Source organism: Streptomyces sp. NPDC126499 (assembly GCF_040302485.1).
In the GTDB taxonomy this organism is placed as follows: Bacteria; Actinomycetota; Actinomycetes; order Streptomycetales; family Streptomycetaceae; genus Streptomyces.
Map to the genome: position 1 here is coordinate 1 of NZ_JBEOUO010000040.1, position 20,022 is coordinate 20,022.

Annotated in this window: 21 protein-coding genes; 11 read left to right on the forward strand and 10 right to left on the reverse strand. The window is 72.0% G+C overall.

Going from position 1 to position 20,022, the window contains the following annotated elements; genetic code table 11:
* Nucleotides 1-314: biotin carboxylase N-terminal domain-containing protein (locus ABTZ91_RS33330; protein WP_352080982.1), on the reverse strand; the 314-nt coding region annotated here is incomplete at its 3' end.
* Between the two features lie 373 nt (nucleotides 315-687).
* Here ABTZ91_RS33330 and ABTZ91_RS33335 point away from each other — a divergent pair.
* The gene (locus tag ABTZ91_RS33335; protein ID WP_352080983.1) at nucleotides 688-1,152 is read left to right on the forward strand and encodes a hypothetical protein; all 465 of its coding nucleotides are present in this window, start codon (nucleotides 688-690) and stop codon (nucleotides 1,150-1,152) included.
* Nucleotides 1,153-1,265: 113 nt separating this feature from the next.
* Here ABTZ91_RS33335 and ABTZ91_RS33340 read toward each other — a convergent pair whose 3' ends face one another.
* From ABTZ91_RS33340 to ABTZ91_RS33350, 3 genes are all read right to left on the reverse strand, one after another.
* Nucleotides 1,266-1,871: a nucleoside triphosphate pyrophosphatase gene (locus ABTZ91_RS33340; RefSeq protein WP_352080984.1), complete on the reverse strand. Its 606-nt coding sequence runs from the start codon at nucleotides 1,869-1,871 to the stop codon at nucleotides 1,266-1,268.
* Nucleotides 1,872-1,910: 39 nt separating this feature from the next.
* A complete protein-coding gene (gene mmpB, locus ABTZ91_RS33345) occupies nucleotides 1,911-2,039 on the reverse strand; it encodes a morphogenic membrane protein MmpB (protein ID WP_352080985.1) in 129 nt (42 codons plus the stop codon).
* Nucleotides 2,040-2,109: 70 nt separating this feature from the next.
* Nucleotides 2,110-2,763: a TetR/AcrR family transcriptional regulator gene (locus tag ABTZ91_RS33350; protein WP_352080986.1), complete on the reverse strand. Its 654-nt coding sequence runs from the start codon at nucleotides 2,761-2,763 to the stop codon at nucleotides 2,110-2,112.
* Nucleotides 2,764-2,868: 105 nt separating this feature from the next.
* Between ABTZ91_RS33350 and ABTZ91_RS33355 the strand changes: the two genes are divergently transcribed.
* Nucleotides 2,869-4,113 carry an SGNH/GDSL hydrolase family protein gene (locus ABTZ91_RS33355; RefSeq protein ID WP_352080987.1) on the forward strand — a complete coding sequence of 415 codons (1,245 nt, stop codon included), beginning with the start codon at nucleotides 2,869-2,871 and terminating at the stop codon, nucleotides 4,111-4,113.
* Between the two features lie 124 nt (nucleotides 4,114-4,237).
* Here ABTZ91_RS33355 and ABTZ91_RS33360 read toward each other — a convergent pair whose 3' ends face one another.
* Together ABTZ91_RS33360 and ABTZ91_RS33365 are read right to left on the reverse strand one after the other, a co-directional pair.
* Nucleotides 4,238-4,450, reverse strand: coding sequence for an acyl-CoA carboxylase epsilon subunit (locus tag ABTZ91_RS33360; RefSeq protein WP_352080988.1), 213 nt, complete (start codon nucleotides 4,448-4,450; stop codon nucleotides 4,238-4,240).
* A 20-nt stretch (nucleotides 4,451-4,470) separates the two neighbouring features.
* The gene (locus ABTZ91_RS33365; protein ID WP_352080989.1) at nucleotides 4,471-6,075 is read right to left on the reverse strand and encodes an acyl-CoA carboxylase subunit beta; all 1,605 of its coding nucleotides are present in this window, start codon (nucleotides 6,073-6,075) and stop codon (nucleotides 4,471-4,473) included.
* A 134-nt stretch (nucleotides 6,076-6,209) separates the two neighbouring features.
* Here ABTZ91_RS33365 and ABTZ91_RS33370 point away from each other — a divergent pair, with 134 nt between their 5' ends.
* From ABTZ91_RS33370 to ABTZ91_RS33385, 4 genes are all read left to right on the forward strand, one after another.
* Nucleotides 6,210-7,061, forward strand: coding sequence for a biotin--[acetyl-CoA-carboxylase] ligase (locus tag ABTZ91_RS33370; RefSeq protein WP_352080990.1), 852 nt, complete (start codon nucleotides 6,210-6,212; stop codon nucleotides 7,059-7,061).
* A 237-nt stretch (nucleotides 7,062-7,298) separates the two neighbouring features.
* Nucleotides 7,299-8,495 carry an adenylate/guanylate cyclase domain-containing protein gene (locus ABTZ91_RS33375; protein WP_352080991.1) on the forward strand — a complete coding sequence of 399 codons (1,197 nt, stop codon included), beginning with the start codon at nucleotides 7,299-7,301 and terminating at the stop codon, nucleotides 8,493-8,495.
* A 51-nt stretch (nucleotides 8,496-8,546) separates the two neighbouring features.
* Nucleotides 8,547-9,371: an enoyl-CoA hydratase-related protein gene (locus ABTZ91_RS33380; RefSeq protein ID WP_352080992.1), complete on the forward strand. Its 825-nt coding sequence runs from the start codon at nucleotides 8,547-8,549 to the stop codon at nucleotides 9,369-9,371.
* 214 nt (nucleotides 9,372-9,585) lie between these two features.
* Nucleotides 9,586-10,701: a GGDEF domain-containing protein gene (locus tag ABTZ91_RS33385; RefSeq protein ID WP_352080993.1), complete on the forward strand. Its 1,116-nt coding sequence runs from the start codon at nucleotides 9,586-9,588 to the stop codon at nucleotides 10,699-10,701.
* Nucleotides 10,702-10,722: 21 nt separating this feature from the next.
* On the opposite strand, the gene ABTZ91_RS33390 is transcribed toward ABTZ91_RS33385, so the two are convergent.
* Nucleotides 10,723-11,739, reverse strand: coding sequence for a hypothetical protein (locus ABTZ91_RS33390; protein WP_352080994.1), 1,017 nt, complete (start codon nucleotides 11,737-11,739; stop codon nucleotides 10,723-10,725).
* 137 nt (nucleotides 11,740-11,876) lie between these two features.
* Nucleotides 11,877-12,983 carry a helix-turn-helix transcriptional regulator gene (locus tag ABTZ91_RS33395; RefSeq protein ID WP_352080995.1) on the reverse strand — a complete coding sequence of 369 codons (1,107 nt, stop codon included), beginning with the start codon at nucleotides 12,981-12,983 and terminating at the stop codon, nucleotides 11,877-11,879.
* 391 nt (nucleotides 12,984-13,374) lie between these two features.
* On the opposite strand from ABTZ91_RS33395, the gene ABTZ91_RS33400 reads away from it, so the two are divergent.
* Nucleotides 13,375-13,707 carry a DUF6415 family natural product biosynthesis protein gene (locus ABTZ91_RS33400; protein ID WP_352080996.1) on the forward strand — a complete coding sequence of 111 codons (333 nt, stop codon included), beginning with the start codon at nucleotides 13,375-13,377 and terminating at the stop codon, nucleotides 13,705-13,707.
* A 170-nt stretch (nucleotides 13,708-13,877) separates the two neighbouring features.
* On the forward strand, nucleotides 13,878-15,419 hold the full coding sequence (gene hutH, locus ABTZ91_RS33405; protein WP_352081002.1) for a histidine ammonia-lyase: 1,542 nt from the start codon (nucleotides 13,878-13,880) through the stop codon (nucleotides 15,417-15,419).
* 63 nt (nucleotides 15,420-15,482) lie between these two features.
* Here hutH and ABTZ91_RS33410 read toward each other — a convergent pair whose 3' ends face one another.
* Entirely contained in the window at nucleotides 15,483-15,755 is a 273-nt protein-coding gene (locus ABTZ91_RS33410; RefSeq protein WP_352080997.1) for a hypothetical protein, read from the reverse strand.
* Nucleotides 15,756-15,866: 111 nt separating this feature from the next.
* On the opposite strand from ABTZ91_RS33410, the gene ABTZ91_RS33415 reads away from it, so the two are divergent.
* Both ABTZ91_RS33415 and ABTZ91_RS33420 read left to right on the forward strand, forming a co-directional pair.
* Complete coding sequence (locus ABTZ91_RS33415; protein WP_352080998.1) at nucleotides 15,867-16,211, forward strand: hypothetical protein; 345 nt, start codon at nucleotides 15,867-15,869, stop codon at nucleotides 16,209-16,211.
* Between the two features lie 191 nt (nucleotides 16,212-16,402).
* A complete protein-coding gene (locus ABTZ91_RS33420) occupies nucleotides 16,403-17,674 on the forward strand; it encodes an Ig-like domain-containing protein (RefSeq protein ID WP_352080999.1) in 1,272 nt (423 codons plus the stop codon).
* 93 nt (nucleotides 17,675-17,767) lie between these two features.
* Here the strand turns inward: ABTZ91_RS33420 and ABTZ91_RS33425 are convergent, their stop codons facing one another.
* Nucleotides 17,768-18,664 (reverse strand): helix-turn-helix transcriptional regulator, encoded by an 897-nt coding sequence (locus ABTZ91_RS33425; RefSeq protein ID WP_352081000.1) that lies wholly within the window; start codon nucleotides 18,662-18,664, stop codon nucleotides 17,768-17,770.
* A 129-nt stretch (nucleotides 18,665-18,793) separates the two neighbouring features.
* On the opposite strand from ABTZ91_RS33425, the gene ABTZ91_RS33430 reads away from it, so the two are divergent.
* Nucleotides 18,794-19,837, forward strand: a complete 1,044-nt coding sequence (locus ABTZ91_RS33430) for an NAD(P)-dependent alcohol dehydrogenase (protein ID WP_352081001.1) — start codon at nucleotides 18,794-18,796, stop codon at nucleotides 19,835-19,837.
* Nucleotides 19,838-20,022 lie beyond the last annotated feature (185 nt).

Consider the following 20,022-nt stretch of genomic DNA (forward strand, 5'->3'; position numbering starts at 1 on the left):
GGCGGGCCGATCCAGATCAGTCCGGCGTCCAGGACGGCCTGCGCGAACTCGGCGTTCTCGGAGAGGAACCCGTAACCGGGGTGGACCGCGTCCGCCCCTGAGTCCTTGGCGGCCTGGAGGACCTTGGCCATGTCCAGGTAACTGGTGGCCGGAGTGTCACCGCCCAGGGCGAATGCCTCGTCGGCCGCGCGGACGTGCAGGGCGTCCCGGTCCGGATCGGCGTAGACGGCTACGCTTGCGATCCCGGCGTCCCGGCAAGCACGGGCGACACGGACAGCGATTTCGCCACGGTTGGCGATGAGCACCTTGCGCACGATGGCTCCCTCCTTGAAACAAGCTGAGTTTAGGGACTGCCGACACGGCCTTTCGACCCGTCCCCAGTGGTGAGCTTGCCCACACGGAGCGTGATACGAGGCTTGCTCGGGTCGTGAAATCCCTTGTCGCACCACGGTACGCAGGGATTCTTTACGGCACAGTAGCTCCGAGGTGTGGCGCAGGTCTCTGTTCGCGCGGCCAGTCGACAAACGGGTTTCTTTGTGGAGTCCCTACGAATGGCGCAATGATTCTTTGCCAGGGTGGCGGACGGACGCCTGCGTGTACGAACCCTTGTCCAGCGGTTTACCGGCCAGTAGCCTTCGCGATGTCGTACGTACCGGAGGTAACAGCCGCATCCAGGGGGTGGCCCAGGTGGCCCGCAGACCGATAGCGCTCGTGACGGCGGCGGTGCTCTTCCTCGAAGCACCCGGCATCGTGGCGATCAACGCGGTCATGGCCCGGTTCGTGAAGGCGCAGTCGATGTCCCTCGACGGGCTCGACCCCGAGGTCATGTACACCGGCACCTGGGCCCTCGGCATCGGCTCCGGCGCCCTGCTGCTCCTGTGCGGCCTGGTCCCGCTGATCGCCGCGATCCGCGACCGCCGCCCCGGCCGCCCCGGCCGTGCCCTCCTCATCGGCTGCGCGGTCGTGCACGGCGTCCTCGGCGCGGTGGCGGTCGGGCTGCTCGGCTGGGCGGCGTTCGCGTTCCTGATGGTCGTGGTGGGACTGATCGTCCTCACCCTGGTGGCGTACGGGGAGTCCAGGCCGGAGCCCGAGACGGAGCCGAACCGGGAGGGGCCGGGCTCGGAGCCCGAGGCGGCACCGGCCGTGGCCTGAGCCGTCCGCCACCCGAGCAGAGCCGTGGCCTGAGTCGGCCGCCACCCGAGCAGAGCCGTGGCCTGAGTCGGCCGCCGCCCGAGCCCGACTTCCGGCCCCCACCTGAACGGGGCTCAGGTCCAGAGGTCGGTGATGGAGACGCCGAGCTTGGCGAGCAGGGTGCGCAGCAGCGGCAGGGAGAGGCCGATGACGTTGCCCGGGTCGCCGTCGATGCCCTCGATGAAGGGGGCCGAGCGGCCGTCCAGGGTGAACGCGCCCGCCACGTGGAGCGGTTCGCCGCTGGCGACGTAGGCGGCGATCTCGGCGTCGCTGGGCTCGCCGAAGCGGACGACGGTGGAGGCGGTGGCCGACTCGTAGCGCTTGGCGGCCGTGTCGTACACGCAGTGGCCCGTCTGGAGGATGCCGACCCTGCCGCGCATGGCCTTCCAGCGGGCGGTGGCCTCCTCGGCGTCGGCCGGCTTGCCGAGGGCCTGCTTGTCCAGCTCCAGGACCGAGTCGCAGCCGATGACCAGGGCGCCGCTCGCCTCGGGGCGGGCGGCGACACGGGCGGCCTTGGCCTCGGCGAGGGCGAGGGCGAGCTCGGCGGGCGTCGGGGCGTGCACCTTGTCCTCGTCGACGCCGCTCACGATCACTTCCGGAGCGAGCCCGGCCTGCCGGAGCAGTCCGAGCCGGGCGGGGGAGGCGGAGGCGAGCACGACACGGCGGCGATCAGCAGTCATGGGGGCAGCGTAGCGAGCCCTGCCCCGGTGTGCGGCGGCTCAGCGTGCGCCGACCACGAACATTAGCAGCACCATCGCCACGGCGAGCAGCACGCTCGCGCGCCGCAGCTTCGCCTGCATGTCGCGCAGTTCCTTGGGCGGCTCGTTCTCGGGGTCGGACCAGAGCATGCCCACGATCCTGCGGTCCGGCGGGCCGGGGCGCCTGAGTACGAGTACTCAGCCGCCCCGTGCCGAAGGACTAGTCCTCACCCGGGGCGGGCGCCGCCGCGAAGGCCCCGGCCGCCGCCGCGGCGAGGGCCGCCGTGACCGCCCGTTCGGCGTCGCTCTCGCGCAGGTCCTCGCGGGTGACCGCGAACCGGTAGTAGAGCGGGGCCGAGACGGCCCGCAGGAGTTCGAGGGCGTCCGTGCCGGCGGGGACCTCGCCGCGGGCCGCGGCCCGGGTCACCACCGGGGCCCATTCCTCCAGGCGGGTGCGGTAGAAGCCGCGCAGGGCGGTCGCGCACTCCTCGTCGCAGGCGGCCGCCGCGATCACGGCGCGGAAGACGGCGCCCATCCGGGGGTCGGTGAGGGTGCGGTGCACGAGCGCGGCGTTGGCGCGCAGGTCGCCGGCGAGGCTGCCGGTGTCGGCGGCCGGCAGGGACTGTTCGGCCATGTCGTGCAGCAGGTCGGTGACCAGGCCGACGGGCGAGCCCCAGCGGCGGTAGACGGTGGTCTTGCCGACGCCGGCGCTCGCGGCGATCTGATCCATGTTCAGGGTGTGGAAGCCGGAGGCCGCGAGCGCGTCCTCGGTGGCGTCGAGGACGGCCCTGCGCACCTTCGCGGTACGGCCCCCAGGGCGCACGGTGCCGGGCACGGCCGACGGGCTCTCGCTCAAACGGGTCTCCTGTTCCATTAGCGCTGTCGAGTCTGCTACGGTCTCATCATCTTAACGGAACGCACCTCCCGTTAAGGCTCGCGTGCTCCTCCTTCCGGCTTCCTGCTCCCCAAGGACCCACCCATGAAGAAGCTCCTCACCCCGCTGCTCGCCGCCGCCGTCGGCCTCACCCTGCTCTCCGGCCCGTCGGCCGACGCCCGTCCCGCGCCCGCCGCGCGCTGGCACGCCGCCTGGGGCGCCGCTCCGCAGCTCCCCGCCACCGGCTTCACCCCCAACTGGTCCCAGGAGGGGTTCTCCCGCCAGACCGTCCGGCAGGTCGTCCGTCTCACCGAGGACGGCGACCGGGTACGGATCAGGCTCTCCAACGCGTACGGCACCTCACCCCTCGCGGTCACCGGCGCCACCATCGCCCGCACCACCGCCGGCGCGTCCGTCGACCCGGGTTCCGTGCGCCACCTCACCTTCGGCGGCGAGCGGTCCGTGTCCGTGCCCGCGCGCGGAGAACTGCGCAGCGATCCGGCCCGGCTCGACGTCGAGCGCCTGGACTCGGTGACGGTCACTCTCTACTTCGCCGGGACGACCGGGCCCGCCACCTTCCACTCCCAGGCGTGGACCGACAGCTACCGCGCCGACGGCGACCACCGCGCCGACACCGACGGCCGTGCCTTCACCGCCCGCAGCCAGTCCTGGTACTACCTCAGCGGCGTCGAGGTCGGCGGCGGCACCCCGCCCGCGAAGGGCGGCGTGGTCCTCTTCGGGGACTCCATCACCGACAGCTTCGGCTCCACCCCGAACGCGAACCGCCGCTACTCCGACGCGCTCGCCGAGCGGATCGACGCCCCCGTCGTGAACTCCGGCATCGGCGGCAACCTCGTCCTCAACGACTCGGCCTGGTACGGCGAACGCTCCACCGCCCGGTTCCGGCGCGATGCCCTCGACCAGCCCGGCGTCACCACCGTCGCCCTGCTCCAGGGCCTCAACGACATCGGCTACAGCGAAGCCGCCCTCAAGCCCGACCCCCACCCCACCTACAAGCCCTCGCCCGTCGTCACCTCCGCCGAGCTCATCGACGCGTACCGCCAGTTGATCGGCGCGGCGCACGCCCGCGGCGTACGCGTCATCGGCTCGACGCTGCTGCCCTTCAAGGACACCAGCCACTGGGGCCCCACCGCGGAACGGACCAGCGCCGAGGTCAACCACTGGATCCGGACCTCCGGCGAGTTCGACGCGGTCGTCGACTTCGCGAGGCTGCTCGCCGACCCCCGGGACGCCAAGGCACTGAACCCGGTGTACGCGCACCCCGACCGGCTGCACCCCAACGACGCCGGTTACCGCCTCATGGCCGAGGCCGTCGCTCCCCTGCTCTGACCGTCTCCCGTCGCTCCCCTGCCCTGACCGCCGCCCGCCTCCGCACACGTACACACGCCGAAGGCCGGACCTCCCGCACATGGGGTCCGGCCTTCGCCCGTTCCTTCGCCTGTACCGACTGCCGTCACACGGGCCAGTAGGACCGCGCCCACGAGCGCGGGCCCGGCCGGTGGCGCACACCGCGGGCGATGCGCGCCGGGTCCGACCAGCCCTCCGGGACCGCCGGGCCGCCGCCCTCGGCGGCAGCCGCCGCCGTGGCCGCGGCCCGGGCCTGGACCACCGCCAGTGCGGCGGCCAGCTCCTCCGGCGTCGGGTTTCCTCGTACGACCTTGATCATCTGGGTGTCCCTCCCGGAGGTTAGAGCGGGATGTTGCCGTGCTTCTTCGGAGGCAGGGATTCCCGCTTCGTCCGCAGCTGACGCAGCGCCTTCACGATCTGCGGGCGGGTGTCGGACGGCAGGATCACCGCGTCGACGTAACCGCGCTCGGCCGCGATGTACGGGTTGAGCAGGGTGTCCTCGTACTCCTGGATCAGCCGCGCGCGCACCGCCTCGACGTCCTCGCCGCTCGCCTCCGCCTCGGCGATCGTGCGCCGGTGCAGGATGTTGACGGCGCCCTGCGCGCCCATGACGGCGATCTGGGCGGTCGGCCAGGCCAGGTTGAGGTCGGCGCCCAGGTGCTTGGAGCCCATGACGTCGTAGGCGCCGCCGAAGGCCTTGCGGGTGATGACGGTGATCAGCGGGACGGTCGCCTCGGCGTACGCGTAGATCAGCTTCGCGCCGCGCCGGATGATGCCGCCGTACTCCTGGTCCACGCCCGGCAGGAAGCCGGGGACGTCGACGAAGGTGATGACCGGGATGTTGAAGGCGTCGCAGGTGCGGACGAAACGCGCCGCCTTCTCGCTCGCGTCGATGTCGAGGCAGCCGGCGAACTGCATCGGCTGGTTCGCGACGATGCCGACCGGGAAGCCCTCCACCCGGCCGAAACCGGTCAGGATGTTCGGCGCGAACAGCGCCTGGGTCTCCAGGAACTCGCCGTCGTCGAGGACGTGCTCGATCACGGTGTGCATGTCGTACGGCTGGTTCGCCGAGTCCGGGATGAGGACGTCGAGCTCGCGGTCCTCCTCCGTCCTCTCGGTGTCGGCCTGCTCCGGGAAGGCCGGCGGCTCCGAGAGGTTGTTGGACGGCAGGTACGACAGAAGGGACTTGACGTACTCGATCGCGTCCTTCTCGTCGCCCGCCATGTGGTGGGCCACACCCGAGGTGGTGTTGTGGGTGCGGGCGCCGCCGAGCTCCTCGAAGCCGACGTCCTCGCCGGTCACCGTCTTGATGACGTCGGGCCCCGTGATGAACATGTGCGAGGTCTGGTCCACCATCACCGTGAAGTCGGTGATCGCGGGGGAGTAGACCGCGCCGCCCGCGCAGGGGCCGACGACCAGGGAGATCTGCGGGATCACCCCGGAGGCGTGGGTGTTGCGGCGGAAGATCTCGCCGTACGCGCCGAGGGCCATGACGCCCTCCTGGATGCGGGCGCCGCCGGAGTCGTTGATGCCGATCACCGGGCAGCCCGTCTTCAGGGCGAAGTCCATGGCCTTGACGATCTTCTGGCCGTAGACCTCGCCGAGGGCGCCGCCGAAGACGGTGAAGTCCTGCGAGAAGACGGCGACCGGGCGGCCGTCGACCGTGCCGTAACCGGTCACCACGCCGTCACCGTACGGGCGGTTCTTCTCCAGGCCGAAGTTGGACGAGCGGTGCCGGGCCAGCTCGTCCAGCTCCACGAACGAACCTTCGTCGAGCAGCAGTGCGATGCGCTCGCGCGCGGTCAGCTTTCCCTTCGCGTGCTGCTTCTCCACCGCCCGCTCGGAACCGGCGTGCGTGGCCTCGCCGATCCGGCGCTGCAGGTCCGCGATCTTGCCCGCGGTCGTGTGAATGTCGATCTGGTTGTGCTCTGCCGGCTCGGACATCGGGATGCGGCTCCCTGCCTGGTCACGGGGGGTTCGATGACTACGAATGGACTACTGCTGGGCTACTGACCCGTAGCGTATCGGCGTCGATACGGTTCGGCAGTGCGGCGTTTGCCACACCTACGCTGGCTTGCATGACGTCCTCCCAAGGCTCCGCGGGACGCTGGTCGGACCTCGACCGCCCCCCGCTCAACGCACCCTCCCTGCGCCGTGCGCTCGTCCTCCCCGACGCGCTGTGGACCTCCTTCGACGTGGTCGAGTCCACCGGCTCCACCAACTCCGACCTCGCCGCCCGCGCCGACGAACTCCCCGAAGGCGCGGTGCTCGTCGCCGAGGAGCAGACCTCCGGGCGCGGCCGCCTCGACCGCAGCTGGGTCGCGCCCGCCCGCTCCGGCCTCTTCGTCTCCGTCCTGCTCAAGCCCGACGTGCCCGTGCACCACTGGGGCTGGCTGCCGCTGCTGACCGGCGTGGCCGCCGCGCACGGCCTCGCCAAGGCCGCCGGCACCGACCTCTCCCTCAAGTGGCCCAACGACCTCCTCGTCGACGTGGCCGGCGAGGAACGCAAGACCGGCGGCATCCTCGCCGAGCGGGCCGGCGCGGACGGCGTCGTCGTCGGCCTCGGCATCAACGTCACCCTCCGCGAGGACGAGCTCCCGGTGCCGGGCGCCGGCTCCCTCCTCCTCGCCGGCGCCGTCTCGACCGACCGCGACACCCTGCTGCGGGCGATCCTGCGCTCGCTGGAGCAGTGGTACGGCGACTGGGTGCGGGCCGGCGGCGACCCGGCCGCGTCCGGGCTCCAGGAGGCGTACGCGGCCGCCTGCGCCACCCTCGGCCGCCGGGTCCGCGCCGACCTGCCGGGCGAGCGGATGCTGGAGGGCGACGCCGTCGCCGTCGACGAGGACGGGCGCCTGGTCGTCGCCACCGAGGGCGGCGGCACCGAGGCCGTCGCGGCCGGCGACGTCGTCCACCTGCGCGCGGCCGGCTGAACCGGTCCGCCACGCCCTCGCGTCCCCGCCCCCGCCGCCGACGCTCACCGTCACCCGTCCGGACCGGCCGGTTCCCGACCGGTCGGGACGGGTCGGGACCGGTTCGGGCGTGAGCCAGCACACACCTGTCGTATCGTGGAGCGCGATTCGTGGAGAGGGATCCGTGAAGACCGGGGAAGCACTCGCCACGCGACAGATCGGCAGGACAGTGGGCAGGGAACGGGCAGGAGGCGGCCGGTGACCGTCGACGACGCGAACAACGGCGGCGGGGCCGAACCAGCCGAACCCGCCGGCGGGGCCGAACCAGCCGAACCCGCCGAACCGCCCGCCGCTTCCGCCGCGTACCCCACGCCCCACCATGTCGTCGACCACACGGTCGAGCCGACCGACGACCCCCTCGCGATCCGCCTCGAACAGCTCATCCTCGGCGCCGACCGCCGCTACACCCCCTTCCAGGCCGCCCGCACCGCCGGCGTCTCCATGGAGCTCGCCTCCCGCTTCTGGCGCGCCATGGGCTTCGCCGACATCGGCCAGGCCAAGGCCCTCACCGAGGCCGACGTCCTCGCCCTGCGCCGCCTCGCCGGTCTCGTCGAGGCCGGACTGCTCAGCGAGCCGATGGCGGTGCAGGTGGCCCGGTCCACCGGGCAGACCACGGCCCGGCTCGCCGAATGGCAGATCGACTCCTTCCTGGAGGGGCTCACCGAGCCGCCCGAGCCCGGCATGACCCGCACCGAGGTCACGTACCCCCTCGTCGAGCTGCTCCTGCCCGAGCTGGAGGAGTTCCTGATCTACGTGTGGCGGCGCCAGCTCGCCGCCGCCACCGGCCGGGTCGTGCAGGCCGCCGACGACGAGGAGATGGTCGACCGGCGGCTCGCGGTCGGCTTCGCGGACCTCGTCGGCTTCACCCGGCTCACCCGGCGCCTGGAGGAGGAGGAGCTCGGCGAGCTCGTCGAGGCCTTCGAGACCACCTGCGCCGACCTGGTCGCCGCGCACGGCGGCCGGCTCATCAAGACGCTCGGCGACGAGGTGCTGTACGCGGCCGACGACGCCGGCACGGCCGCCGAGATCGCGCTCCGGCTGATCGAGACGCTCAGCCACGACGAGACCATGCCCGCGCTGCGGGTCGGCATCGCCTTCGGCACCGTCACGACCCGCATGGGCGACGTCTTCGGCACCACCGTCAACCTCGCCAGCCGGCTCACCTCGATAGCTCCCAAGGACGCCGTCCTGGTCGACAGCGCCCTCGCCGAGGAGCTCACCAGGACCGGAGACGCGCCCGTCTCCGAGACGCAGGCGGCCGAGGAGGCCGCCCGCGCCGAGAAGGAGGGCGGGCAGGCGCCCGCGTACCGCTTCGCGCTCCAGCCGATGTGGCAGCGGCCGGTGCGTGGACTGGGTGTCGTGGAGCCCTGGCTGCTGAGCCGCCGCCCGACCTAAGATCTCCGGTGAACAGCCGTTAACAGGCGTTAACCGGGAGGGTGTGCGGTCATGTCGGAGCATGCGGTCGTGTCGGAGCAGCAGTCCGAGCAGCGGTTCGGTGAGTTCGTGGTGGTCCGCAGGGACGGGGCCGGGCATGTCGCCGAGCTGGTCCTCGACCGGCCCAAGGCCATGAACGCGGTGTCCTCGGAGATGGCCCGCTCCCTCGGTGCCGCCTGCGACGCGCTGGCCGCCGACCAGTCCGTACGCGTCACCGTGCTGACCTCCTCCAACGACCGGGCCTTCTGCGTCGGCGCCGACCTCAAGGAGCGCAACTCCTTCACCGACGCCGAGCTGGTCCGCCAGCGGCCGGTCGCCCGCGCCGCCTACACCGGCGTCCTGGAGCTGCCCATGCCGACGATCGCGGCCGTGCACGGCTTCGCCCTCGGCGGCGGCTTCGAGCTGGCGCTCGCCTGTGACGTGATCGTGGCCGACGCGACCGCCGTGGTGGGCCTGCCGGAGGTGTCGGTGGGCGTCATCCCCGGCGGCGGCGGTACGCAGCTGCTGCCGCGCCGGGTGGGTGCGGCCCGCGCCGCCGAGCTGGTCTTCACGGCGCGCCGGGTGGAGGCCGCCGAGGCCCGCGGGCTCGGGCTGGTCGACCTCCTGGAGGAGGACGCCCGTACGGCGGCGCTGGAACTGGCCGGCCGGATCGCGGCCAACTCGCCGGTCGGCCTGCGCGCAGCCAAGAAGGCCATGCGGCTCGGCCAGGGTCTCGACCTGCGGGCGGGCCTGGAGGTCGAGGACGCGGCCTGGCGCTCGGTGGCCTTCTCGGGCGACCGGGCGGAGGGTGTGGCGGCCTTCAACGAGAAGCGGAAGCCGCAGTGGCCGGGTGAGTGAGGTCGGCGTCCGGCCGGCGCGCGAGGCGCTGTCCCGGTCGGGAGGGTGGGGCCCCGTCCCGGTCGGGAGGGTGGGGCCCCGTCCCGGCCGGGCACGTGAGGCGCTGTCCCGGTCGAGAGGGTGACCCCGAGTCGTTGTTCCTGTTTTGCACCAAATGTCACTTTCCGTGACGTCTCGAAAGGGAAAACGGATCAAACCTCCCTAAGCTGGAGGAATGGGTGAGGACGTTCGGCTGCGGGCCGTAGTGGCGCTGGCGCAGGCGATGGCGGCGGCGCACACTCCGCGCGAGTTCTGGCGGGCCGCGGCGCTGGGGGCCTGCGAGGCGCTCGGCGGCAGTTTCGCGGCGCTGTCCGTCTGGGAGCGGGACCACGGCCGGCTGAAGGTCCTGGTGAACGCGGGGGAGCGGGCGGTCGGGGAGGAGGAGTTCCCGGACGCCGAGACCTACCCCGTCCACCAGTTCCCGGAGATCACCGAGTTCCTGCACGAGCAGTGGGCGGGCGGCGGCGAGCCCGACGCGTGGGTGGAGACCGCCGCCGACCGGGTGCCGACCGGCCGGGTCACGGGCCTTCGGCGGCGCGGGCGCGGCTGCTGCGTGGTCGCCCCGGTCGTGCTGCACGGCCGGGCCTGGGGCGAGCTGTACGTGGCGCGGCCGGCCGGGGCGGCCACCTTCGACCGGGACGACGCCGACTTCGCGACCGTTCTCGCCGCCGTCGTCGCGGCGGGCATCGCCCAGGCCGAGCGCCTGGAGGAGGTCCGCAAGCTCGCCTTCACCGACCCGCTGACCGGCCTCGCCAACCGCCGGGCCGTGGACACCCGGCTCGACCAGGCGATCGAGCGCTACCGGAGCGACGGCTCCGTGGTGAGCCTCGTGGTCTGTGACCTGAACGGCCTGAAGCGGGTCAACGACACCCACGGCCACGCGGTCGGCGACCGTCTGCTGGAACGGTTCGGCTCCGTTCTGTCACGGTGCGGCGCGATGCTCCCGGGCGCGCTGGCGGCGCGGCTCGGCGGGGACGAGTTCTGCCTCCTGACGGTCGGTCCGACGGCGGACGAGGTGGTGGCGGTCGCCGAGGAGCTGTGCGTACGGGCGGCGGAACTGGAGCTGGGCGAGGGCGTGGCCTGCGGGGTGGCGTCCACCGGCGACCCGATCGGCCCCCTCAAGTCGGCCCGCCGCCTCTTCCGCCTCGCCGACGCCGCCCAGTACCAGGCCAAGGCGGCCCGCTCCGCCAAGCCCGTGGTGGCCGGCCGCGACGGCACGGTCATCCGCCTCGCCGACGCCCCGCCCGGCGCCCGCGACCGCCGCCGCTTCCGGGACGCGCCGCCGGCGTAGGCTCCACGAGTCCGCCCGGATTCAGCGGGAGGCCACCCGCGCCCTCACCGACGAGACATGAGGGGAGGGTGCGGGCGCCGTCCCGTCCCCGTCCTGCCGGGTCGAAGCCGTGCAGGCGGCGCACAGCGTCTCGTCGCCGACGGGCCGGAACAGCATCGGCTGCACGTGCTCGCCCTCGCACTCCCGGGCGGCCGCCAGCCGTGCGGACAGGCGCGGCCCTGATCGCCGCTCGGGCAGTGCGGGGGGCGCGGGTGCCACGGGCGGGACCTCCCGCAGCAGGTAGCGGACGAGCCCGCCGGGCCGGCGCACCGGCGTCCCGCTCCCGGGCAGCCCCCGCAGGACGTGGGTGTGGACGTCGGCGGAACTGTGCCCGGCGGACAGCCAGTCGGCGGCGAGCCCGGTCAACTCGTCCCGCATGCCCGGGGGAATGTGCCGGAGGGCGGGCGACAGGAGCGGCAGCGCGGCCATGAGCGCGCGGGCCTCTTGGAGGATGTCCGGCGCGGCGGGTGGGGCCTGGGTGGGGGGCCCGGTCTCTGCCTCCGGCTGTGGCGGTGGCTGCGACTGCGACTGCGACTGCGACTCCGGCCCCGGCACCGGCTCCGGCTCCGGCGGATGGTTGGAGGTGTCTTCGACACGGTCTTTCTCTGGATGACCGTCGGTGGGCGGGGTGGTCGGCCCACCGACGGCCGGAATCCCGGCACTCGGTACGGGCATCCGCCCCAGCAGCTTCGCGGCTTCCCCCGTGCCCAACGGACGGTTGGAGACGAGCTGTTGGGTCACCCACCGCCCGCCCGGGCCCTGCACGCGCCGCTCGTGGACGAACCCCTCCTCCTTCAGCTGCCGCTTCGCCCGGGCGAACGCGCATGCCCCGATCCGGGCACGTTCGGCTGTTCGGGACAGTGACTCGGGCGCGCTCGCCGGGAGCGAGAGCTGCCAGGTCAGGAGCCGTACGGCGTCGGAGCCGAGGCGCGGATGCCGGATGAGGTCGTGGGAGAACTGAGTGAAGCCGCGCGAGGGCGCGATAATGTGGCGGTACATCATCGGTGGAGGGGTCTCGATTCCACTGGTGGTCGAGGCCCTCGCTGACGGTTGCCGCCGTCTCGAGGGCCGTTTTGCGTGAACCGTACCGCACACACCGTGGTGCTCCGGATGCGCTGAGTGAATATGCCAGAACTTCAGGGCTTCTTGATCTCTTCCATGAGCATCCGCAGCGTCAGACTGTGCTTCTCTGACGGAAGCGCGTCCATCGCCGCCTGGGCGTACGCCACTCCGCCTTCGCGGTCACCGGCTCGCACCAGCATCAGCCCCCGGTGCAGCTCCAGGTGCGTGGCGAAGCGGGGGAGTTCGGGGGGCAGCGCACCGCGGGCCTGGTCCTGGGCCTCGACGGCGCCCTTCTCGTCACCGAGGCGTGCCAGGAGCAGGGAACGGAAGACGTTGAGGCGCCACCACGGCACCGCGTAGTCGGACGTCTGCTCGTGGGAGCCGACCTTGTCGAAGATCCGCCGGCCTTGGAGGTCCAGGCTCAGGGCCGTGGCCCGGTCGCCTCGAAGGGCGGCGGCATGGGCGCGCCCGTAGACGGCGTTGAGCAGACCGAGGGACGGGGTGTCACTGATGGCGAGGGCCTGATCGGCGAGTACGTCGGCGAAGCCGAGGGAGGCGCCCTCGTACCCGAGCGCGATCGCCGCCCGGCCCCGCACCCAGACGCGCGCCTCGTCGTCGCCCGCCTGGTCCGCGGCGTGCGCGGCCATGCGGTACCAGTGCACGGCCTTCGACCCGTCGGAGCCGGGGAAGGTCTTCGCGTACAGCGTCATCAGCCGCGACGCCACCGACCAGAGTCGCGTGTCTTCGAGTTGCTGCTGCACGATCACGAGTTCGCGGGAGACCCGACGTTGGATGTCTCCCGCGCCCATGCTCATGTACTCCGTGCCGTACGTGGCAAGTTTTCCCTCCCACTCGTCCACGGACGGTCCGCCCCGCAGCCGAGCGGCGAAGCCGTCGGACAGCAGGTCGGAGGCGATCACGGGCGCTATGGCGGTACCCGCGACATCGGTCAGGAACGTTCGGCGTCTCACGTCGTCCTCGAAGGCGGCCAGGGGGGCGTCCAGCACGGCGGACAAGGCCCGGAGGTAGAAGTCCCGGGGCGTGACCTTGCCGCACTCCCAGTTGCTCACGTACTCACGGGCGAGCGTCGTCCCGTATCGCTCGTTGATCGCCGCAGCCAGCCGGCCCTGGGACCAGCCCCGGGCCAGACGCAGCTGCCGGATCACCTCGCCGAGATCCATGTCCTTCATCTTGCCCTTCGATTCCGGATGAACGTTCCAACACCGCAACGTCGCAAGAGATTTCACACGGGAAATCGCACTATGCGCGCCCTCTGGGGCTGACCAGCATGGTGGTCGGCGAGCCCGCGTCCTGATGCGGCCGTCTTCGCAGCTCACGAAGAACGTGGAGACCCACGATGACCACCAGTCAGGAGCCGGGCGAGCTTCCCGACGTATGTGCCGGAACGCCTCCCGCCCCCTGCGGCTGCCGCCCGTCGCCAGCGCTCCTCGGGCGGGCCCAGCGTGGCTGGGAGGCGTTCCTGGCCCGTACGGGACCGCTGCCCGGCGAGGCGGGGTCGGGCGAGGCCCGCCACCGCTCCGACGGCGATGGGGACAGTGGGCGGTGAGCACCGTGAGTGAGCAGCCCCCGACGTGGGTCGACATGGGGCGGGACGTGGATCTGGCGCTCGCCCTCGCCGAGGGCCGGCCGACCGGCCCCGTGGCCGACGAGCTCCGCAGGCGCCTGCGCTCACACATCGAGCGGCTCGTCACCCCGGCCGAGGCGTACGCGAGGACGCTGGCGGACAGCCGCGCCCGGGACATCGTCGAGAAGACGGCCGAACACGCCCGCGCGCTGCTGCGGGACCAGGGCGGTGATCCGGCCGCGTCGCTGCGACTCCTCGGCAAGGCGACCTACCACCTGATGCGCTACGCGTCCGCGCACCGCCGGGGGCCGCAGCCGTGACGCGCGGCGGCCACCCGGCCCGTCGGGTGCCCGTGCGGCCCGGCCGCGTACGCCCGCTCGCCGCCCTCCTCGCAGGGCCCCCACACTGAAACGGAGCGCCCCGCTCCGGCCGCCTTGGTCGACACCTAGTGACATGACGCTCTTCAGTCCGTAGGCTGCTGAATATGGATATGCAGACTGTCGTCCTTGGGACGTCCGGCACCACCCCGCAGGACGTCATCGACGTCGCCCGCAATGGCGCCCGCGTCGAGCTGTCATCCGAGGCCGTCGAGGCGCTCGCCGCCGCGCGGGCCACCGTGGACGCGCTCGCCGCCAAGCCCGAGCCGGTCTACGGCGTCTCCACCGGCTTCGGCGCGCTCGCCACCCGGCACATCGGCCACGAGCTGCGCACCCAGCTCCAGCGCAACATCGTCCGCTCGCACGCCGCCGGCATGGGCCCCCGCGTCGAGCGCGAGGTCGTGCGCGCGCTGATGTTCCTGCGGCTCAAGACCGTCGCCTCCGGCCACACCGGCGTCCGCCCCGAGGTCGCCCGGACCATGGCCGACCTGCTCAACGCCGGGATCACCCCCGTCGTCCACGAGTACGGCTCGCTCGGCTGCTCCGGCGACCTCGCGCCGCTCTCCCACTGCGCCCTGGCGCTCATGGGCGAGGGTGACGCCGAGGGCCCCGACGGCGTCGTCAAGCCCGCCGGCGAGCTGCTCGCCGCCGCCGGCATCGAGCCCGTCGAGCTGCGGGAGAAGGAGGGCCTCGCCCTCCTCAACGGCACCGACGGCATGCTCGGCATGCTGATCATGGCGCTCGCCGACCTGGAGAACCTCTACAAGTCGGCCGACATCACCGCCGCCCTCACCCTCGAAGCCCTCCTCGGCACCGAGAAGGTCCTCGAACCCGAGCTCCACGCCATCCGCCCGCACCCCGGCCAGGCCGCCTCCGCCGCCAACATGCTGGCCGTGCTCAAGGGCTCCGAGCTCACCGGCCACTACCAGAGCGGCGAGGCCCCCCGCGTCCAGGACGCCTACTCCGTGCGCTGCGCCCCGCAGGTCGCCGGCGCCGGCCGCGACACCATGGCCCACGCCCGGCTCGTCGCCGAGCGCGAGCTCGCCGCCGCCGTCGACAACCCGGTCGTCCTCGCCGACGGGCAGGTCCGCTCCAACGGCAACTTCCACGGCGCCCCCGTCGCGTACGTCCTCGACTTCCTCGCGATCGCCGCCGCCGACCTCGGCTCCATCGCCGAGCGCCGCACCGACCGGCTCCTCGACAAGAACCGCTCGCACGGCCTGCCGCCGTTCCTCGCCGACGACGCCGGCGTCGACTCCGGTCTGATGATCGCCCAGTACACGCAGGCCGCCCTGGTCAGCGAGATGAAGCGGCTCGCCGTCCCGGCCTCCGCCGACTCCATCCCGTCCTCGGCGATGCAGGAGGACCACGTCTCCATGGGCTGGTCCGCCGCCCGCAAGCTGCGCACCGCGGTCGACAACCTCAACCGGATCATCGCCGTCGAGCTCTACGCCGCCACCCGCGGCATCGAGCTCCGCCACGGCCTGGCCCCGGCCCCCGCCTCCGCCGCCGCCATCGCGGCCCTGCGCGCGGCCGGCGTCCAGGGTCCCGGCCCGGACCGCTTCCTCGCCCCCGACCTGGCCGCCGCCGACGCCTTCGTACGCGAGGGCCGGCTGGTCGCCGCGGTCGAGCCGGTCACCGGTCCGCTCGCGTAGCGGACCGGCGAGCAGGTACGGAAAGGGCCGCCCCCGAGCACCGGGGGCGGCCCTTCCCCATGCTCAGGAGGCCCGGCCGCCCCGCCGCATCGCCAGCGTCACGAAGCCCGCGCCCACGCCCAGGAACGCCGTCCCGCCCAGCAGATACGGCGTGGTGTCGATGCCGCCGGTCTCCGCGAGCCGCGGATGGTCGTCCCGGACCCCGGCGCCGGTCGACGGCGTGCGGTCCGTCGCGTGCTGCTCTCCGGTGGCATTCGCTGAGGGCACGAACCACAGCGCGCAGAGCAGGGTCCCCGCGGCGGTGGCGGTGAGCAGCGGGCGTCGGGCGGCGGACACGTGGATTCGATCCCCCTTGGCGGAAAACCGCGAACTGGTAGGTGCGCCGATGCTATTGAACTCAGCGGGTCGTGGGAAAGCCGAGGCCCTCTCGCGCTCTACGCTCCGCCCATGAGCACTTCCGAGACATCACGCTATGTACGGCTTCGGGTCGATCTGGTCCTGCAGATTGACGGCCCCGCCGAACTCACCGAGGCCGCCACGGCCCGGATCGACGCCGACGAGTTCATGCCGGAGGAGGAGCGGGTGCACGCCCGCGCCGCCGTCGCGGAGGACAGCGCGGAGGCCCTCGCCTACCTCGTCGAGCCCTTCGACCTGGTCGGCACCGTCCCCGGAGTCGAGATGGTGCAGGCCTCCTGGAGCAGCGAGGAGATCGATTACGACCCCGATGCGATGGAGTGGGACCTCGACGACGAAGATGGTGTGCGGGAAGACGACGAAGACGACCGCACCTGACCCACCGCCCCTGCCCCTCGGGCCCCGGGACGGTGTCGTCCCGGGGCCCGTTCCCGTCTCGGAGGGCCGCCGGGAACCGAAAGCTCCGCCGGTGCGTGTCGCACAGTGGTGTTCCCCACAAACCCCCCGGTTACGGAACCGGGCGGGTTGTCATGGGTGTTTCAGTGGGAAGTGGCAGGTAATCGGCGACGATGGAGAAGCGTGTGATGACGTACGGCAAGCGCCGCAGGAGCCTGACGGCGGCCGCCGCGGTGCTCGGTGGCGTGCTGGTGCTCTCGGCGTGCAGCGACAGCGACAAGGGCGGCAGCGCCGCCGACGCCTCGCAGAGCGCCCAGTCACAGGCTCAGGTCGACGAGGCCGCCGCGCAGAAGACCTCCAAGGCGCAGATCACGATCTCGCCGAAGAACGGTGCCCAGAACGTCTCGATCAACGACGGCGCCAAGGTCACCGTCACCGACGGCAAGCTCACCGAGGTCACGATGACCTCCGCCGAGGGCGACACCGTCGAGGGCGAGATAGCGGCGGACGGTCTGAGCTGGCAGCCCAGCGGTCAGCTCAAGCGGGGCGTCGTCTACAAGATCGCGGCGACGGCCAAGGACGCCGGGGGGCTGGAGGCGCACGAGAACTCCTCCTTCACCACGGTCTCCAAGGCCAACAGCTTCATCGCCAACTTCACGCCGGAGAACGGCTCCACGGTCGGCGTCGGCATGCCGGTCTCGATCAACTTCAACAAGGCGATCAAGGACAAGAAGGCCGTCCAGAGCGGCATCAGCGTCAGCTCCAGCTCGGGCCAGGAGGTCGTCGGCCACTGGTTCAACTCCACGCGGCTGGACTTCCGCCCGGAGAAGTACTGGGCCGAGGGCTCCACGGTCACCATGAAGCTGGAGCTCGACGGCGTCGAGGGCGCCGACGGTGTCTACGGCGTCCAGGAGAAGACCGTCACCTTCAAGATCGGTCGCAACCAGGTGTCCACGGTCGACGTGGCCAGCAAGGTGATGACGGTCAAGCAGGACGGCCGCACGGTCAAGACCATCCCGATCTCGGCGGGCTCCCCGGAGAACACCACCTACAACGGCCAGATGGTGATCTCCGAGAAGTTCAAGGAGACCCGGATGAACGGCGCCACCGTCGGCTTCACCGACGCGGACGGCAAGGGCGAGTACGACATCAAGGACGTGCCGCACGCGATGCGCCTGTCCACCTCCGGCACCTTCATCCACGGCAACTACTGGGGCGCGCGCTCCATCTTCGGCAACGTGAACACCAGCCACGGCTGCGTGGGCCTCGCCGACGTCAAGGGCGCGAACGACCCGAGCCAGCCGGGCGCCTGGTTCTACAACAACTCGATCATCGGTGACGTGGTGATCGTCAAGAACTCCAAGGACAAGACGATCGCGCCCGACAACGGCCTCAACGGCTGGAACATGAGCTGGTCGGAGTGGAAGGCCGGCTCGGCGGTCTGACCCTCTCGGGACCTGCCGCAGCGGTGAAGTGAAGCGGCCCCCCTCGTCCGGCGACGAGGGGGGCCGCTCGCGTTCACGCCCGCGGGTCGGTCGTCACGCCCGCGGGTCCGCGGTCGGGTCCGTCTCCGTCCCCGCCTCCACCGGCTCGTCCACGCCCCACTGCGCCAGCAGCCGCAGCGCGTCCGCCGACGGCGAGCCGGGCTCCGCGTGGTACGTCACCAGCACCAGGTCGGGATCGTCGCCGGACACCTTCAACGACTCGTACGACAGCGTCATCTCGCCCACCAGCGGATGCCGCAGCCGCTTCGTCCCGTGCCCCTTGTCCGTCACCGTGTGCGCCGCCCACAGCGAGCGGAACTCCTCGCTCCTGACCGACAGCTCGCCGACCAGCGCCATCAGCTCCGGGTCGTCCGGGTGCATCCCCGCGTACAGCCGCAGCACGCTCACGACCTCGACCGCCTTGCACTCCCAGTCCACGTACAGATCACGCGCGTTGGCGTCCAGGAAGATCATCCGGGCCATGTTCCGCTCGCGCGGATCCCACGCGGCGAAGTCGCCGAACAGCGCCCGCGCCATCCGGTTCCAGGCCAGGACGTCGAGCCGCCGCCCCACGACGAAGGCCGGCACCCCCTCCATCGCGTCCAGGAGCTGCGCCAGACCGGGCCGCACCTGCTGCGGTCGGGAACCGCCCGCCCGCTGCCGCTTCTTCACGGTCGGCTTCGCCAGATGGGTCAGATGCGCCCGCTCGGTGTCACTGAGCCGCAGCGCCCGCGCGATCGAGTCCAGCACCTCCATGGACACGTTCCGGCCGTTGCCCTGTTCGAGCCGGGTGTAGTACGCCACCGACACCCCGGCCAGCTGCGCCAGCTCCTCGCGGCGCAGCCCGGGAACCCGGCGGTGCCGCCCGAACTCGGGCAGGCCCACGTCCTGCGGCTTCAGCCGTGCCCGGCGGGAGCGGAGGAATTCGCTGAGTTCGGCACTGAGGTCCATGTGTCCCCAGTATTCCCGGTGACGGCCGAAACCGTGCGTACGATCCTGACCCTGCCAGTGGTAGGCACGCCGGTCGTAGGCAGAACAGTGGTCTGGGTGCGGCCGAAAACCCACGGCAGGCTTGCCGCCATGACCACGAACGTCTCCGCCATCGCAGCACCCGCCGCCAACGCCCCGCTGGAGCGCACCACCGTGCCGCGCCGGGCCGTCGGCGAGCACGACGTCCTCATCGAGATCAAGTACGCCGGAATCTGCCACTCCGACATCCACCAGGCCCGCAACGGCTGGGGCGAGGGCATCTTCCCGATGGTCCCGGGCCACGAGATCGCCGGCATCGTCACCGAGGTCGGCCCCGGCGTCACCCGGCACAAGGTCGGCGACCGCGTCGGCGTCGGCTGCTTCGTCGACTCCTGCCGGGAGTGCGAGTACTGCGAGCAGGGCCTGGAGCAGTACTGCGTGAAGGGCATGACCGGCACGTACAACGCCCTCGACAAGAACGGCGAGCCGACCTACGGCGGCTACTCCACCCACATCGTCGTCGACGAGAACTACACCCTGCGGATCCCCGAGGGCATCTCCCTCGACGTCGCCGCCCCGCTGCTGTGCGCCGGCATCACCCTTTACTCGCCGCTCGCCCACTGGCAGGCCGGCCCCGGCAAGAAGGTCGCCATCGTCGGCCTCGGCGGCCTCGGCCACATGGGCGTCAAGATCGCCCACGCGCTCGGCGCCGAGGTGACCGTGCTCAGCCAGTCCCTGAAGAAGCAGGAGGACGGCCTCAAGCTGGGCGCCGACCACTACTACGCCACCAGCGACCCGGCCACCTTCACCGAACTCGCCGGCACCTTCGACCTGGTGATCTCCACGGTCTCCGCGCCGCTGGACTTCGACGCCTACCTCAGCCTGGTCAAGACCGACGGCGCCCTGGTGAACGTCGGCGCCCCGGAGGAGCCGGTCAAGGTGGGCCTGTTCTCCCTCATCGGCGGCCGCAAGACGCTGGCCGGCTCAATGATCGGCGGCATCGCCGAGACCCAGGAGATGCTCGACTTCTGCGCCGCGCACGGCCTGGGCGCGGAGATCGAGCTGATCACGGCCGACCAGGTCAACGAGGCGTACGAGCGGGTCATCGCCTCCGACGTGCGCTACCGCTTCGTGATCGACGCCTCGACGATCTGACCGAGCGGCCCCCGGGCCACAGCGCGTGCCGGGGCACGGCCTCGCGCCGGGGCATGACCTCGCGCTGGGGCATGGCCCGTGCCGGGCCCGGGTGCTTTCTAGGGGTCGTTGCAACACGTGGTCGTGTTGATCAGGCCGCGAGCAGTTTATGCAGGCGCTCGGCTGGGGTTTCCCAGCCGAGCGTT

What these genes read in the sequence shown, in the direction of transcription:
- ABTZ91_RS33340 (WP_352080984.1), bottom strand. Translation starts at nt 1,871, where the DNA reads ATGACTGCTGATCGCCGCCGTGTCGTGCTCGCCTCCGCCTCCCCCGCC.
- ABTZ91_RS33390 (WP_352080994.1), bottom strand. Translation starts at nt 11,739, where the DNA reads ATGTACCGCCACATTATCGCGCCCTCGCGCGGCTTCACTCAGTTCTCC.
- ABTZ91_RS33430 (WP_352081001.1), top strand. Translation starts at nt 18,794, where the DNA reads ATGACCACGAACGTCTCCGCCATCGCAGCACCCGCCGCCAACGCCCCG.
- ABTZ91_RS33350 (WP_352080986.1), bottom strand. Translation starts at nt 2,763, where the DNA reads ATGGAACAGGAGACCCGTTTGAGCGAGAGCCCGTCGGCCGTGCCCGGC.
- ABTZ91_RS33370 (WP_352080990.1), top strand. Translation starts at nt 6,210, where the DNA reads ATGACGTCCTCCCAAGGCTCCGCGGGACGCTGGTCGGACCTCGACCGC.
- ABTZ91_RS33425 (WP_352081000.1), bottom strand. Translation starts at nt 18,664, where the DNA reads ATGGACCTCAGTGCCGAACTCAGCGAATTCCTCCGCTCCCGCCGGGCA.
- ABTZ91_RS33380 (WP_352080992.1), top strand. Translation starts at nt 8,547, where the DNA reads ATGTCGGAGCATGCGGTCGTGTCGGAGCAGCAGTCCGAGCAGCGGTTC.
- ABTZ91_RS33420 (WP_352080999.1), top strand. Translation starts at nt 16,403, where the DNA reads ATGGAGAAGCGTGTGATGACGTACGGCAAGCGCCGCAGGAGCCTGACG.
- ABTZ91_RS33415 (WP_352080998.1), top strand. Translation starts at nt 15,867, where the DNA reads ATGAGCACTTCCGAGACATCACGCTATGTACGGCTTCGGGTCGATCTG.
- ABTZ91_RS33385 (WP_352080993.1), top strand. Translation starts at nt 9,586, where the DNA reads ATGGGTGAGGACGTTCGGCTGCGGGCCGTAGTGGCGCTGGCGCAGGCG.
- hutH (WP_352081002.1), top strand. Translation starts at nt 13,878, where the DNA reads ATGCAGACTGTCGTCCTTGGGACGTCCGGCACCACCCCGCAGGACGTC.
- ABTZ91_RS33365 (WP_352080989.1), bottom strand. Translation starts at nt 6,075, where the DNA reads ATGTCCGAGCCGGCAGAGCACAACCAGATCGACATTCACACGACCGCG.
- ABTZ91_RS33355 (WP_352080987.1), top strand. Translation starts at nt 2,869, where the DNA reads ATGAAGAAGCTCCTCACCCCGCTGCTCGCCGCCGCCGTCGGCCTCACC.
- ABTZ91_RS33360 (WP_352080988.1), bottom strand. Translation starts at nt 4,450, where the DNA reads ATGATCAAGGTCGTACGAGGAAACCCGACGCCGGAGGAGCTGGCCGCC.
- mmpB (WP_352080985.1), bottom strand. Translation starts at nt 2,039, where the DNA reads ATGCTCTGGTCCGACCCCGAGAACGAGCCGCCCAAGGAACTGCGCGAC.
- ABTZ91_RS33395 (WP_352080995.1), bottom strand. Translation starts at nt 12,983, where the DNA reads ATGGATCTCGGCGAGGTGATCCGGCAGCTGCGTCTGGCCCGGGGCTGG.